At 56.6% G+C, this 13654-nt stretch carries 15 protein-coding genes; 9 read left to right on the top strand and 6 right to left on the bottom strand.

From position 1 onward, the window contains the following. Window positions 1-18: 18 nt before the first annotated feature. The 3 genes from ACR0CW_RS12700 to ACR0CW_RS12690 form a co-directional block, all read right to left on the bottom strand. Window positions 19-1005 (bottom strand): type I glyceraldehyde-3-phosphate dehydrogenase, encoded by a 987-nt coding sequence (locus tag ACR0CW_RS12700; protein ID WP_480788078.1) that lies wholly within the window; start codon window positions 1003-1005, stop codon window positions 19-21. A 54-nt stretch (window positions 1006-1059) separates the two neighbouring features. Continuing rightward, the gene (locus tag ACR0CW_RS12695; RefSeq protein ID WP_480788077.1) at window positions 1060-1383 is read right to left on the bottom strand and encodes a hypothetical protein; all 324 of its coding nucleotides are present in this window, start codon (window positions 1381-1383) and stop codon (window positions 1060-1062) included. A 108-nt stretch (window positions 1384-1491) separates the two neighbouring features. Then, window positions 1492-2325: a bifunctional allantoicase/(S)-ureidoglycine aminohydrolase gene (locus tag ACR0CW_RS12690; RefSeq protein ID WP_480788076.1), complete on the bottom strand. Its 834-nt coding sequence runs from the start codon at window positions 2323-2325 to the stop codon at window positions 1492-1494. A gap of 172 nt (window positions 2326-2497) precedes the next feature. Between ACR0CW_RS12690 and ACR0CW_RS12685 the strand changes: the two genes are divergently transcribed. After that, window positions 2498-2854, top strand: coding sequence for a hypothetical protein (locus tag ACR0CW_RS12685; protein ID WP_480788075.1), 357 nt, complete (start codon window positions 2498-2500; stop codon window positions 2852-2854). Window positions 2855-2866: 12 nt separating this feature from the next. Here the strand turns inward: ACR0CW_RS12685 and ACR0CW_RS12680 are convergent, their stop codons facing one another. Next, entirely contained in the window at window positions 2867-3163 is a 297-nt protein-coding gene (locus tag ACR0CW_RS12680; protein ID WP_480788074.1) for a DUF1330 domain-containing protein, read from the bottom strand. After that, window positions 3156-3848, bottom strand: a complete 693-nt coding sequence (locus ACR0CW_RS12675; protein ID WP_170334083.1) for a GntR family transcriptional regulator — start codon at window positions 3846-3848, stop codon at window positions 3156-3158. The genes ACR0CW_RS12680 and ACR0CW_RS12675 overlap by 8 nt, the downstream gene beginning before the upstream one ends. Before the next feature lie 103 nt (window positions 3849-3951). On the opposite strand from ACR0CW_RS12675, the gene ACR0CW_RS12670 reads away from it, so the two are divergent. The 7 genes from ACR0CW_RS12670 to ACR0CW_RS12640 all read left to right on the top strand — a co-directional run bounded on the left by ACR0CW_RS12670 (window position 3952) and on the right by ACR0CW_RS12640 (window position 12062). Then, window positions 3952-4554: an amino acid synthesis family protein gene (locus ACR0CW_RS12670; protein WP_480788073.1), complete on the top strand. Its 603-nt coding sequence runs from the start codon at window positions 3952-3954 to the stop codon at window positions 4552-4554. Beyond that, window positions 4526-5353 (top strand): alpha/beta fold hydrolase, encoded by an 828-nt coding sequence (locus ACR0CW_RS12665; RefSeq protein ID WP_480788072.1) that lies wholly within the window; start codon window positions 4526-4528, stop codon window positions 5351-5353. Before ACR0CW_RS12670 ends, ACR0CW_RS12665 begins: the two co-directional genes overlap by 29 nt. After that, complete coding sequence (locus ACR0CW_RS12660) at window positions 5350-6285, top strand: flavin reductase (RefSeq protein ID WP_480788071.1); 936 nt, start codon at window positions 5350-5352, stop codon at window positions 6283-6285. Before ACR0CW_RS12665 ends, ACR0CW_RS12660 begins: the two co-directional genes overlap by 4 nt. A gap of 5 nt (window positions 6286-6290) precedes the next feature. Beyond that, a complete protein-coding gene (locus ACR0CW_RS12655) occupies window positions 6291-7328 on the top strand; it encodes an LLM class flavin-dependent oxidoreductase (RefSeq protein WP_480788070.1) in 1038 nt (345 codons plus the stop codon). A 14-nt stretch (window positions 7329-7342) separates the two neighbouring features. Next, a complete protein-coding gene (locus tag ACR0CW_RS12650; RefSeq protein WP_480788069.1) occupies window positions 7343-8806 on the top strand; it encodes an aldehyde dehydrogenase in 1464 nt (487 codons plus the stop codon). 66 nt (window positions 8807-8872) lie between these two features. Continuing rightward, window positions 8873-10543 carry a BCCT family transporter gene (locus tag ACR0CW_RS12645; protein ID WP_480788068.1) on the top strand — a complete coding sequence of 557 codons (1671 nt, stop codon included), beginning with the start codon at window positions 8873-8875 and terminating at the stop codon, window positions 10541-10543. A 70-nt stretch (window positions 10544-10613) separates the two neighbouring features. Continuing rightward, the gene (locus ACR0CW_RS12640; protein ID WP_480788067.1) at window positions 10614-12062 is read left to right on the top strand and encodes an NAD-dependent succinate-semialdehyde dehydrogenase; all 1449 of its coding nucleotides are present in this window, start codon (window positions 10614-10616) and stop codon (window positions 12060-12062) included. 435 nt (window positions 12063-12497) lie between these two features. On the opposite strand, the gene ACR0CW_RS12635 is transcribed toward ACR0CW_RS12640, so the two are convergent. Continuing rightward, window positions 12498-12902 (bottom strand): helix-turn-helix domain-containing protein, encoded by a 405-nt coding sequence (locus ACR0CW_RS12635; protein WP_480788066.1) that lies wholly within the window; start codon window positions 12900-12902, stop codon window positions 12498-12500. 65 nt (window positions 12903-12967) lie between these two features. Between ACR0CW_RS12635 and ACR0CW_RS12630 the strand changes: the two genes are divergently transcribed. Further along, a complete protein-coding gene (locus tag ACR0CW_RS12630; RefSeq protein ID WP_480788065.1) occupies window positions 12968-13459 on the top strand; it encodes a DUF2938 family protein in 492 nt (163 codons plus the stop codon). Window positions 13460-13654: the final 195 nt, after the last annotated feature.

Below are 13654 nucleotides of genomic sequence, written 5' to 3'. Positions count from 1 at the left end.
GCCAGCGCTGCGGTCTGATCAGGTATCAGCCATCAGACGGGCAACATCCAGCATGCGTGCGGAAAAGCCCCATTCATTGTCATACCAGCCAAACACGCGAACCTGGTTCTGGCCCACCATTCGGGTTTCCGGACCTGCAATGACCAGAGATTCTGGGCGCGCGCGCAGATCAGATGACACCAGCGGCAGATCGGTCCAGCCGAGCACAGGTGAGTCCTCGATAGCATTGCGCAAGCTCGACAAGAATTCTTCAGCGCTCATGCTTTTCTCTAGCCTCACAATCAGATCCACTGCCGAAACACTGGCGGTTGGAACACGCACCGCTGCACCGGATATGCGACCCGCCAGATGCGGTAAAACCACATCGATCAGATGTGTTGCGCTTGAAGTCGTTGGGACCATGGACATGGCTCCGGCGCGTGAGCGGGCCAGATCCCCACGCGGGGCATCCACCATGGGCTGGCTGTTGGTGTAGCAGTGGATCGTGGTCATGTGGCCCGATGCGATGCCACCCAGGCCATCCAGCAACTTGACCAGCGGCGCAAGCCCGTTGGTGGTGCAAGAAGCGTTTGAGACGATCCGGGCGGTGCCCAATTCATCTTCGTTGGCACCCAACACAATCGTTGTCTCAGCAGCAGGCGACGGGCCCGAGATCAGGACTTTGCTGGCACCCGCGCTCAACCCCCTGCGCGCGACATCGGAGCTTCGTGCAATTCCGGTGCAATCAAGCATCACATCGACGCCAGTCAGGTCCACTCGTGTCAGGTCGGAGCTGTGGGACATCGGAATGACATGGCCGTCAATCACAAGCGCCGCGTCACCTTCCAGCACTGTCCCGGGATATGGGCCAAATGTGCTGTCGTACTTGAACAGATATGCGCAAGTTTCCAGCGGTGCGATGTCGTTGATCAACACCAGCTCGATGTCAGATTCTTTTGGCAGGGCCAGAACCTGCCGCAGAATTGTACGACCGATACGGCCGAATCCGTTGATTGCGAGTCTCATGCGCAAGCTATGGCAGGCCGCCGGGGCGACCTCAATGGCCGTTCTGACGCAGTGTCAGTTGCAGCTGACTTGCGAGAAGAACTGACCCGAGATGTTCTGATACATGCTGGGCACAATCGGTCTACACCCGGTTGCTTTCTGGATCGCCGCAATCGCCTGAATTGTGCGCAGGCGTGGCGGCGGCCCAAAGGGATTTAGGTTGTTGTTGTCGCGGGTTGCGCGATAAATGACCGGAGAGTCCGACACCTGAGTAACAGCCCAGGTGCGGCTCATGACAAAGACGGATTTGGTCGTTTCCTTGGCTGCGACGGGAGCAGCGTCGACAGCTGCAAGCGTGGCAATCGCGGCAAGTGTCATCAAAGGTGTACGCAGTTTCATGGACCAATCTCCAATACTCGAAAAAGGAATTTAGAGTTATTTCAGCAAATTCCAGCGCTTATGTGAACCCCCGCACCGAAAAATGGCCCGAAACCGGGCCACTCTAAGCTATCGTGATGAAAGGGACAGGGGCATGTGCCGATTTACGTCCTTATAGAGCAGATAGCGGAAACGCCCCGGACCCCCGGCATAGCAGGCTTGCGGGCAGAAGGCGCGCAACCACATGTAATCGCCTGCTTCCACCTCGACCCAATCCTGATTGAGCCGGTAAACTGCCTTGCCCTCCAACACGTATAGTCCGTGTTCCATGACATGGGTTTCGGCAAACGGAATCACACCGCCCGGTTCGAAGGTAACGATGTTCACATGCATGTCGTGGCGCAGATCTTCGGGATCGGCAAATCGGGTGGTGGCCCAGCGCCCCTCGGTCCCTGGCATCGGAGTTGGGGCAATGTCCTGTTCATTGGTGATGATTGGATCAGGTGCGGGCAGGCCCGGCACTGTTTCGTAAGCCTTGCGTACCCAGTGGAACCGGGCAGCTGCGTCAGACCGATTGTGCAGGGTCCATTCGATTCCTGCTGGAATATAAGCGTAACCGCCGGTTTCCAATACATGTTCCGCTCCGGCAATTGTCAGTGACACCGTTCCTTCGACCACAAAGATCACGCCTTGCGCTTTGGCATCGGTTTCTGGCTGATTGCTGCCGCCGCCCGGTTGAACTTCCATGATGTACTGAGAAAATGTTTCGGCAAATCCGCTTAGAGGACGGGACAGCACCCACAGGCGGGTACCCTCCCAAAAAGGCAGATAGCTGGTCACGATATCGCGCATCGTGCCTTTGGGGATCACTGCATAAGCGTCGGTGAACATGGCGCGGTCAGTCAAAAGCTGATCCTGTCCGGGATGTCCGCCATTTGGAGCATAGTAGTTTGGTTGTGCCATCGAGTGCCTCATCGTTTCAGAGGTACTATGAAGGCAACGATTGCCCTCTCCTAGCGCTGGTCATGCAATAGGTTTGTTCGGGATAATTTGAAGGTGCAGATCCGGGGCTTGGCCATGCCTGCGCAGAGGTATATCCTTGAGGGTAAATATATTTCAAAAAAGTGAGGCCAGCATGAAAGCCTGGGTTTCGTCCGCATTGATCGCGATGATGTTGTTGGGAACTGGAGCAGCGGCTCAGGCCAAGTCACTTTCCCGAATCATTGCTGAAATGGGCCTTAGCCCTGCGGATTTCGAAGTTCTCAACGCCGCGTCAAACTCGTTGCTGACCACGGGTACACCAAGAGTTGGTCAGGAGCGGTCGTGGGTGAACGATCAGACCGGATCAAAAGGTACGATCCGAGTGCGAGACATTCGGAACAATTGTGTTCACCTGCAGCACTTCATCCAGCCGGAAGGCACTGACAAGACCCGTGAAATCAGAACGCGCCGTTGTAAGGACGCCAGTGGCAACTGGATACTGACGCCCTGAGACGAATAAGTGTCACTCTAGGCCTTCAATCAACGCGATATCCGCGAGACAGGCACTGGCACGTTTTCCTCGCGCTGCCCGGTATTCATCTGAAGCATAGCACTCACGCGCTTGTTCCATGCTGTCGAATTCGATGATGACCCGTCTCTGCCAATGTTGACCTTCAAGTGTTTCCGCTTCCCCTCGCGCCAGAAAACGGGCGCCGTATTTGCGGAAGGCTTCGGGAGCGATCGCCTGATAGCCCTGATAGGCTTCGGGGTCAGTCACGGTCACATTAGCGATCCAATAGGCTTTGGGTGTATTAGTCATCGCTGTTCTTCTCTTCTTCAGCAAGCAAACGGTCTGCGATTGAGGTTGTGTCATCCAGATGCATTTCGACGGCGACCCGTGCAGCATCAGGATTGCCCGAAATGATGGCTTCGCAGATCCGTTCCATATGGGCGATGCCGGGGCGGTCACGGTCGGTGGCCGACAAGGTCATCATGCGCAGGCGGCTGATGCGACCGTTCAAGCGCTGGACGACATCCCAGGCGATGTAGTGTCCCGCGCCGTCAAAGATCTCGGAATAGAAATCGGCGGTGGCACGAAACAGCGCCCCGGGGGTCCGATCAGAAAATCCCTGTTTCAGACGCTTCAAGGCATCTTTGAGAGATCGCGCGCGTTCGGGCGTGATCTTGCGGGCACAGTTTTCGGCTGCAGCTGTCTCGAGCATTCGGCGGATATCGTAGATTTGGCGTGCGTCTTCGCGGCTCATGGTGGCTACTATGGGTCCGCGTCCCGGCAGAATTTCCACCAGCCCCTCGGCCTCGAGATAGCGGATGGTTTCGCGGATCACTGTTCTGCTGACGCCCAGCTGGTCGCAAAGCGGGCGTTCGACAAGCCTTTGACCGGGCTCGAATAATCCTTCGATGATCGCCTCGCGCATGCGTTCCTGTACCATGTCTCGCAGGGTGGCAGGGGGGTGATCGATTTTCGTCAGTTTGGGTGTGCTCATGGCGGCGACGCTATCGGTTTGGCATTTTTTGCACAAGGTATGATTGACAGTTGGTATGATGGTATACCATCTTACAGCGCAACGAATCGCAAGGAATACCGACATGCCCGCCGAAATTCGCAAAACACTGCTGCACGTTGAAAACACCCTGATTGAAGGGGGCAAGGTCGCCGAGCAGCCATTGAAGATGATTGCAGCGATTGCGGTGATCCGGAACCCGTGGGCTGGCCGTGGCTTTGTTGACGATCTGAAGCCCGGGATTCACGATTGTGCACCGGGCCTTGGCAGCTTGTTGACCGACATGGTGCTCGACGCCGCAGGTGGCGGGGACAAGGTCGAAGGGTACGGCAAGGCTGCGATCGTTGGTGTAAATGGCGAGGTCGAACATGGTTCGGCGCTGATCCACACCCTGCGTTTTGGTAACTTTTATCGGGAGGCGGTTGGCGCAAAATCCTATCTGGCGTTCACCAACACGCGTGGCCCTGCAAATGCCTCGATGCAAATCCCGCTGATGGACAAGAATGATGGCGGTCGGCGCAGCCATTACCTGACCATCCAGCTGCAGGTTGCAGATGCACCCGCGCCAGATGAGATCATGATCGCGCTTGGCGCCTCGATCGGTGGCCGTCCGCATCACCGCATCGGCGACCGTTATCAAGATCTCAAGGAACTGGGCCATGACGTCGACAACCCTGCAGCTGTCTAAGCCGTTCGGCACTGTCGCCTATCGTGAGGCGGGGCTTTCCCACGTCGGGAAAGCTGCCCCCGTTGTGCTGATCCATGGCGTGGGCATGCAGTCGGCGGCATGGGGCCCTCAGATCGAGTTTCTCGCGAAATCGCATCACGTGATTGCGCTGGATATGCCCGGCCATGGCGGCAGCGATCAGATACCAGCAGGTTCCGAACTGCCGGTGTTTTTGGATTGGCTGCTAGCGGTTCTGGATGCGCTGAAGCTGCAGCGTATCAATCTTGCAGGCCATTCAATGGGCGCGCTGATTGCAGGTGGATTTGCTGTCCGCAACCCGGGCCGGGTTGAGCGGGTCGCGCTGCTGAACGGAGTATTCTGCCGAGACGAGGCTTCAAGCAAATCCGTGATCGAGCGCGCCAAGCTGATTGGCACCGGGTCTTTTGACGTCGAAACCCCGCTGCGGCGTTGGTTTGGTGATACGCCTGTCGAACGGGCTGCTCGTGACGATGTTGCGGCATGGCTTTCAGCCGTTAATATCGAAGGCTACGCCACCGCCTATAACGCTTTTGCACGCGGAGACGCCCTGTATGCGAAAGGGTTCGGGACAATTGCCTGTCCACTGCTGGCCCTGACCGGGGATGGCGATCCGAATTCGACGCCGGCCATGTCTTACGCAATGGCAGAGGCCGCGCCGAACGGGACGGCCATCGTGATCGAAAATCATCGGCACATGGTGAATCTGACCGCGCCGGAAACCGTGAATGCAGCTTTGGAAGCCTGGTTGCAAACCCCATCGGAAGAGGTTGACCCAAAATGATCGAATTCGACCCGCGCATGCTGAGCAACCCGCGCGCCCTGCGCAACGCGTTTGGCACTTATATGACCGGCGTCACTGTCGTGACCGCACATGATGAGGGCGGAAACCCGCTGGGCTTCACCGCAAATTCCTTTGCCTCGGTTTCTCTCGAGCCGCCTTTGGTGCTGGTGTGCCTTGCCAACACCTCAAGCAACTATGAAACCTTCGCGAACACGTCGAAATTCGCGATCAACATTCTGTCCGAAGGCCAGATTGAGGTGTCGAACACCTTTGCCCGCCCGGTCGAGGACCGGTTTGCGACTGTTGACTGGCAGCCTGGCCCCAACGGATCACCGATCCTAGATGACGTCTCAGCCTGGTTCGACTGTGATATGTCCAGAACCGTTGATGCAGGCGACCACTTGATCTTGGTCGGTGAAGTCAAAGCCTTTGATCACAATATTGCACCTGGCTTGGGCTATGCCCGCGGTGCCTATGTAACCCCCGCTGCCGAAGCCAAGGCCCTGAGCAAACGGACAGGATTGGTCGTGTCCGCCCTGATCGAACGGGATGGGAAAATCTTGCTGCAGGGTGACGGCAATGGCCGCCTGACAATCCCGTCCACCGATGATGTTGCCGATGGTGCCAACGCCGCCCTGAGCCGTCTCATCAGCGAGAGCGGCGTACAGGCGGAGCCGGGGTTTATCTACTCAGTTTATCAGGATGAAGCGCGCAAACTTCAACACATCTCGTTCCTGTGTCAGGCCGATGATGGCGATCCGGAAAATGGTGTTTTCACCGAGATCAGCGAGTCCACTCTGATGGATATCGCCGATCCGGCCATCTGCACCATGCTCGAGCGGTTCGCCAAAGAAAGCCGCATCGGGAATTTCGGGGTGTATTACGGAAATGAGGTGAGTGGCGAAGTCAAACCACTCACTGCGGGGAGCTAACTGGCATGAAATTCTCACTTTTTGCGCATATGGAGCGGATCTCTCCTGATCAGGACCAGAAGCAGCTGTATGATGAGTTCATTCAGCTGTGTAAAATTGCCGACGAAGGCGGGATGCACGCGGTCTGGACCGGCGAACACCACGGGATGAACTTCACCATCGCGCCGAACCCGTTTCTGAATCTGGTCGATGTCGCGCGCCACACCAAGAACGTGCGGCTGGGGACGGGTACAGTGATCGCTCCGTTCTGGCATCCGATCCGTCTGGCGGGTGAGGCCGCGATGGCCGATATCATCACCGACGGGCGTCTGGATCTTGGCATCGCGCGCGGAGCTTACAGCTTTGAGTATGAGCGCCTCATGCCCGGCATGGATGCGTGGGAAGCCGGGCAGCGTATGCGTGAGCTTATTCCCGCCGTTCAGAAACTGTGGCAGGGTGACTATGCCCATGAGGGCGAATTCCACCAGTTCCCCAAAACCACCTCCGCACCTTTGCCATTGCAGCAGGATGGTCCCCCGATCTGGGTTGCGGCCCGTGATCCGAACAGTCACGAGTTCGCGGTTCAGAATGGCTGCAACGTTCAGGTGACACCGCTGTGGAATGGTGATGATGAGGTCGCAGACCTTATGTCCAAGTTCAACGCAGCCTGCGAGAAATTCCCCGACATCGCGCGGCCGAACATCATGCTTCTGCGTCATACCTATGTGGCTGAAGATGAGGCGGATGTGAAACAGGCGGCGATTGAGCTGAACCGTTTCTATTGCTATTTCGGTGCCTGGTTCATGAACAAGCGCGACATCACGCAAGGTCTGATCGAGCCGCTCACAGACGACGAAATCGCCGCGCATCCGTTCTATACCCCGGAAAACATGGAGCGTGATCTGGTCATCGGCACCGCTGACACAGTCATCGACCGCCTCCGTATTAGCGAAGAGCTTGGGTACGACGAATACTCGTTCTGGATCGATTCAAGCATGCCGTTCGAGCGCAAGAAAGCCTCGCTGGAGCGGTTCATCAAAGACGTCATGCCGGCGTTTCAGTAAGGGATTGACGTAAAATGCAGCAGTTTCAACAGTATATCGGCGGCACATTCTCGGATGGTTCAGGGCATTTCGAAAGTCTTGATCCCGCCACCGGCGCGGTCTGGGCCCGGATGCCCGATGCGAGCGCCGAGGACGTCAACCAAGCTGTTGAAGCTGCTGATCAGGCATTCTTCTCGCCCGAATGGGCGGGTATGACCGCAACAGCGCGCGGTAAGCTGCTGCACCGTCTGGCCGACCTGATCGCGCAAAACGCTCCGCGTCTGGCCGAGTTGGAGACCCGCGATACCGGCAAGATCATCCGCGAGACATCGGCGCAGATTGCCTATGTAGCCGAATATTACCGGTACTATGCGGGGCTGGCCGACAAGATCGAAGGCGCGCATCTGCCGATCGACAAACCGGATATGGAGGTGTGGCTGCGCCGTGAACCAATCGGTGTTGTGGCCGCTATTGTGCCGTGGAACTCTCAGCTTTTTCTGTCGGCAGTCAAAATTGGTCCGGCCTTGGCGGCGGGATGCACGGTCGTCCTGAAAGCCTCGGAAGAAGGGCCCGCGCCGATGCTGGAATTTGCGCGCATCTTCGATCAGGCCGGGTTTCCCAAGGGCGTATTGAACATCATCACCGGTGGTCCTGTGGCGGGGGCCACGTTAACCAGCCATCCGAAAGTTGCCCATGTCGCCTTTACTGGCGGGCCCGAAACAGCGCGTCACATCGTGCGCAACTCGGCCGAAAATCTGGCCTCAACCTCGCTGGAACTGGGTGGCAAGTCCCCGTTCATCGTCTTTGACGATGCCGACATCGAAAGCGCCGTGAATGCGCAGGTCTCCGGAATCTTTGCTGCCACCGGCCAGAGCTGTGTTGCGGGCTCGCGCCTCGTGGTGCAGGCCTCAATCAAGGACGTGTTTCTAGCGCGGCTCAAGGAAAAGGCCGAGGCTGTCATTATCGGAGCACCCGATGATATGGCGACCGAGGTTGGCCCGCTGTGTACTAAGCGTCAGCGGGACGTCGCAGTTGATCTGATCGAGCGGTCGATTGCGCAGGGGGCCAAACTGGTAACGGGTGGTAAGCCACTTGACCGCGACGGGTTCTTTTTCCCACCGACCATTCTGGATTGCTCGGACGTACCGGATGCGGACAGCCTGACCAATGAGTTCTTTGGGCCTGTTCTCTCAGTGACTTCGTTTGAGACCGAAGCAGAAGCCATCGCAATCGCTAATGACACAAAATTCGGGTTGGCCTCGGGCCTCTTCACCCAGAACCTGACCCGTGCGCATCGCATGATCCGCGTCATTCGGGCGGGCATCGTCTGGGTCAACACATATCGTGCCGTCAGCCCCATCGCTCCGTTCGGAGGTCATGGTCTTTCGGGACATGGGCGCGAGGGCGGACTGCAGGCCGCACTGGATTACACCAAGATCAAATCAGTCTGGCTGCGCACCAGTGACGATTCGATCCCGGATCCGTTTGTCATGCGCTGATCTGAAACTCTTCACCGCGAACAAGGGCAAGCGGTGCGTTTATCTATCAATGGGAGGAATACCAACATGGCTGACATCCAGCCCCCCAATAGTGGTGACCATCTGGTCTCTGACAAGGGGATATTCAAAGGGTTGCACAACGGGATGAGCATCGCTTCCAAAGCGATGGTCGCGGCCTTTGTGCTGTTCACAATTCTCAACGTCGACTTCGCCAGCGGTGTCTATAAAGGCGTCCGGTCTTGGGTCGAGGGCGCGCTGAGCTGGTACTATATCAGTTCGGTCGTCATTCTGTTCTTTGTCTGTCTCTATCTGATGTTCAGCCGGTTCGGCTCGATCCGTCTGGGTGACGACGATAGCCGCCCGGAATTTTCCAACTTCTCATGGTTCGCGATGCTGTTTTCGGCAGGGGTTTCCATCGGCATCCTGTTCTTCGGTATCGCCGAGCCGTTGTTCTACTTCGACAACGCTGCGGGCTGGGGCTATCCAAACAACCCGTTCGCTGACGCTGCTGGGCACACCGAAATGAACATGCAGCGGGCTGTGGATGCGGTGGTTGTCACGAACTTCCATTGGGGTCTGCATGGCTGGGCGATCTATACGATGACGGGTCTTGCGCTGGGGTATTTTGCCTTCCGCAAAAAGCTGCCGCTGACCTTCCGCTCGGCGCTGTACCCGATCCTGGGCGACCGCATCTATGGACCGGCCGGGCACGCCGTGGATCTGTTGGCCGTGTTTGGCACAGTGTTTGGTATCGCAACCTCGATGGGTCTTGGTGTTACGCAAATGGCCGAAGGGCTGAACGTTCTGTTCAACACGGGCACGAGCACGATGCTCAAGGTCGGGCTGGTCGTTGGTATCTCGATTGTTGCCACCCTTTCAGCGGTTTCGGGGATCGGTAAAGGCATCCGCATCCTGTCGGAGTGGAACATCATCCTGTCGATCCTGCTGGTTCTGTTCTTCCTGTTCGCGGGTCCGACCCAGTGGCTTATCGGATTCTTCATGAACGCCATGGGTGACTATGCCACCGGTCTGTGGTCGATGGGTTTCTGGACCGCGTCCGAGCCCGGCGACGTTGCATGGCAAGGTGCGTGGACCATGTTCTATTGGGGTTGGTGGCTGAGCTGGGCACCCTTTGTGGGCATGTTCGTAGCGCGTATTTCCAAAGGGCGTACAATCCGTGAATTCATGCTGGGCGCCATGTTTGTTCCCACCACCATGGCCTTCATCTGGATTTCGATCTTCAGCGGCAACGCGTTGTTCATCGAAATGAATGCCGCAGATGGTGTCGGCACCGCCGGCCTGATCGAAATGGTCAATAGTTGGAACCTGGGTGGTACGCTTTACGGAACGATTGACCTGTTGGCCTCCAACGGCACGCTGTCCTGGTTGATCTCGGCTCTGGCCACCTTCCTGCTGGCGACGTGGTTCATCACAAGCTCGGACTCGGGCACTCTGGTCGTGACCACGATCTTGTCTATGGGCAATGCGCACCCGCCGAAATTGCACCGCGTCGTGTGGGGCGCTGCACAAGGTCTGGTTGCTGCCGTTCTTCTGATCTCTGGTGGCCTGTCTGCCCTGCAAACCGCAGCCATCGCAGCCGCGCTTCCGATCTCGATCCTCGTGGTCCTAATGGCATGGGGTGTCATCAAGTCCCTCTACGAGGACAGCTCGGCTACCACGGTTTCGTCCGAGGTTGCACCGGATGGAACAGCGCTCGACGGTGATCTGCACGCCTGAACCGGCATCACCAACCAATTTGAACGGGCGGGGAAATCCTCGCCCGTTTGCAATCACACAGGAGACACCAATGCTGACTTTAAAGCGTGCCGATCTTTTGATTGAAGCGGCCTATCTGAACGGAGAATGGGTGGCGCGCGATACCCGGTTCGATGTCACAAACCCTTCGACCGGAGAGGTTATTGCGCAGGTCACGGATTGCTCGGTTGCTGACGCAAATGCGGCCATCGATGTCGCGCAATCTGCCCAAAAGGACTGGGCCGCACTGACGGGCAAGGAACGTGCCGCAATATTGCGCAAGTGGTTCGACCTGATGGTCGCAAACGTGGATGATCTGGGTGCGATCCTGACCGCCGAAATGGGTAAGCCACTGGCCGAGGCCAAGGGCGAAATCATGTATGGTGCCAGCTTTGTCGAATGGTTCGGCGAAGAGGCCAAACGTGTCTACGGCGATACGATCCCAGGCCATCAACGCGACAAGCGCATTGTGGTTATGAAACAGCCCGTTGGCGTCGTGGGTGCAATCACCCCTTGGAATTTCCCCAACGCGATGATCGCGCGCAAAGTGGCCCCCGCGCTGGCCGCTGGTTGCGCCATGGTGGTCAAGCCTGCAGCAGAAACGCCTTTGTCCGCGCTGGCAATGGCGAAGTTGGGAGAAGAGGCTGGCATCCCACCCGGAGTATTCTCAGTTGTGACGTCAACCGACAGCATCGGTATCGGCAAAGCGTTCAGCGACAACCCCGTGATGCGCAAGATCAGCTTTACCGGTTCGACCCGTGTCGGAAAAATCCTGATGCAGCAGGGTGCTGATCAGGTCAAAAAGCTGTCACTGGAATTGGGCGGCAATGCGCCATTCATCGTGTGCGACGATGCTGATCTGGATAAGGCCATCGAAGGCGCGATGATCTCGAAATTCCGCAATGCCGGGCAAACCTGCGTCTGCACCAATCGGTTTTATGTGCAGGATGGCATCCATGATGCCTTTGTCGAGAAACTGACACAGGCGGTTGCTGCGCTGCCGGTTGGAGATGGGTTTGCAGACGGTTCGGCCATTGGGCCGCTGATAACACCGGCAGCCGTTTCCAAAGTCCGTGAGCACATTGCTGATGCGGTGGATAAAGGCGGAGAAATCTCCACTGGTGGTTCAGAGCATGAACTGGGCGGGACCTTCTTTCAGCCGACCGTCATCACGGGCGCAACACAGGACATGGCGGTTGCGCGGGAAGAAACCTTTGGTCCGCTGGCACCAGTGTTCAGATTCTTGGAGATTGGCGAGGCCATTGCCGCCGCGAACGATACCGAATTTGGGCTGGCATCATACGTCTACACCCAAAACCTGTCGCAGGTCTGGCAATTCATGGAAGAGCTTGAGTATGGCATGGTGGGAGTAAACACGGGTCTGATCTCTACCGAAGTGGCACCATTTGGCGGCATAAAGGAAAGCGGACTGGGGCGCGAAGGATCAAAGTACGGGATCGAAGACTATCTCGAACTCAAATATTGTTGCCTGAGCATCTGACGTGAAGAGCAAGAGCCGGTGTCAGGACTCGTTTTGCCACATAGCAGAACATGGTGTTTGCTATGAAGGCGACCGTCGATAGACAGACTTTGGGATATCTTTTGCACTGAGTGGCAACGCGCCGCCAACCATTGGACCTGCCGAACATGATCGCTGTTCGCGTACGGTGCTTATGGCGGCGCTTGTCTAATTGCACAGATATCTTGCTTTGTTTCCGTCCAGGGATGCGGTCTATTACGTCAGACGCACCAACACTCTGTCTGAACGATCTGACAGCGTGACTCCACAATAGGGCACGGAAATGATGCGCAGACTGACGTTCAATGGGCATCAGTTGCGTTTGCAGAAAGTCGCCAACTTAACGATGCGGACGTTCGTGGCCCCCTGCTGAAAGGCAAGTATGCAGGCCGAGATCTGGTAGTTGGACTTGGCCCCTCAATACCCACCAGAATTGAGAACGTCCTTAAGCAACTCTTGGAATCTGGGGCATTCCAGGTGGGAAGGTGCCGTGCAGGCGGCGATATGATCCAGAAGGTCTGCAGTTGCCTGCAATTTTTGCGCCTGATTGCGCAAGTTGCCCGCCTGGTTTCGCAATTCGTGCCGACTTAGATCCAGCTTACCTCCCTGGGGCCGAAACAAAGCCGCGATTTCATCCAAGGTGTAACCAGCCCGCTGACCCAATGAGATCAATGCGAGCCTGGTGAGCACACTATCATCATATTGTCGACGTAACCCTTGCCTGCCATCTGAGGCGATAAGGCCTCGCTTTTCGTAGTAGCGCAAAGTGGATGGGGGGAAGCCGCTGCGCTGGGCGACTTCGGCGATATCAAGGCGAAACATGTTGACTTAAACCCAGCTTCAAGTTGCACAAAAAATGTAAGGATTCGACATGAAAAGGAAAGATCATGAATGTCGCAGAGTTATTGATTTGGGGCGCGGTTGTCGGTTTTTGCGCGACAGTTTTCACTGATCTTGTTGGGCTGTTGCGCCAGGGATGGCCTGCAACACATGGGTTCTACTGTTTGGTTGGACGTTGGATAGGATCGGTTCCTCGCACCGGCTTCTTACACGCCGACATTCGCACCACAGCACCTGTAGATGGAGAAGCGGTGCTGGGGTGGGGCGCTCATATTTTTCTGGGATTACTCTTCGGGATCGGTTTCGTTTTTCTGTTTGGGCCGACAGCACTCGATGCTCCTAAAGCCTGGCAAGGTCTGAGCTTTGGCCTGGGAACGGTCTTGGTGCCTTGGCTGATTTTTCAACCGCTCTTTGGTTGGGGGGTAGCTGTTTCAAAGGCACCGGAAGCTTGGAAACTGCGGTTGCGTAGTGTTTTTACACACGCGGTTTTCGGGATAGGTCTTTGGTTAAGCGCGTTGGCGCTAAAGCCTTATTTCTGATCTGTACCGCAATGCAGAAATATTGTGATTGGGATATATTGCCTCCATTGAACCAGTCTTCACCTTTCTTCGAGCGACGTGTTGCCAGAGTGCGAAAATCGATCTTCGACCTGATTTAGTGCAAGACAGGTAAGCACAACAAAGCTGCCATTGCCCTCGTGGCGCTTATGCTTCTCGTTATGCAAAATTTGTAGG

This window comes from Ruegeria sp. CH6 (assembly GCF_056537005.1).
Note: the sequence above shows the minus strand (reverse complement) of the source record. Positions and strands in the feature narration are given on the sequence as shown.

Coding starts and splice junctions, on each gene's coding strand:
- ACR0CW_RS12690 (WP_480788076.1), bottom strand. CDS start 2,325: ATGGCACAACCAAACTACTATGCTCCAAATGGCGGACATCCCGGACAG.
- ACR0CW_RS12645 (WP_480788068.1), top strand. CDS start 8,873: ATGGCTGACATCCAGCCCCCCAATAGTGGTGACCATCTGGTCTCTGAC.
- ACR0CW_RS12665 (WP_480788072.1), top strand. CDS start 4,526: ATGACGTCGACAACCCTGCAGCTGTCTAAGCCGTTCGGCACTGTCGCC.
- ACR0CW_RS12630 (WP_480788065.1), top strand. CDS start 12,968: ATGAATGTCGCAGAGTTATTGATTTGGGGCGCGGTTGTCGGTTTTTGC.
- ACR0CW_RS12670 (WP_480788073.1), top strand. CDS start 3,952: ATGCCCGCCGAAATTCGCAAAACACTGCTGCACGTTGAAAACACCCTG.
- ACR0CW_RS12655 (WP_480788070.1), top strand. CDS start 6,291: ATGAAATTCTCACTTTTTGCGCATATGGAGCGGATCTCTCCTGATCAG.
- ACR0CW_RS12640 (WP_480788067.1), top strand. CDS start 10,614: ATGCTGACTTTAAAGCGTGCCGATCTTTTGATTGAAGCGGCCTATCTG.
- ACR0CW_RS12675 (WP_170334083.1), bottom strand. CDS start 3,848: ATGAGCACACCCAAACTGACGAAAATCGATCACCCCCCTGCCACCCTG.
- ACR0CW_RS12680 (WP_480788074.1), bottom strand. CDS start 3,163: ATGACTAATACACCCAAAGCCTATTGGATCGCTAATGTGACCGTGACT.
- ACR0CW_RS12660 (WP_480788071.1), top strand. CDS start 5,350: ATGATCGAATTCGACCCGCGCATGCTGAGCAACCCGCGCGCCCTGCGC.
- ACR0CW_RS12650 (WP_480788069.1), top strand. CDS start 7,343: ATGCAGCAGTTTCAACAGTATATCGGCGGCACATTCTCGGATGGTTCA.
- ACR0CW_RS12700 (WP_480788078.1), bottom strand. CDS start 1,005: ATGAGACTCGCAATCAACGGATTCGGCCGTATCGGTCGTACAATTCTG.
- ACR0CW_RS12635 (WP_480788066.1), bottom strand. CDS start 12,902: ATGTTTCGCCTTGATATCGCCGAAGTCGCCCAGCGCAGCGGCTTCCCC.
- ACR0CW_RS12685 (WP_480788075.1), top strand. CDS start 2,498: ATGAAAGCCTGGGTTTCGTCCGCATTGATCGCGATGATGTTGTTGGGA.
- ACR0CW_RS12695 (WP_480788077.1), bottom strand. CDS start 1,383: ATGAAACTGCGTACACCTTTGATGACACTTGCCGCGATTGCCACGCTT.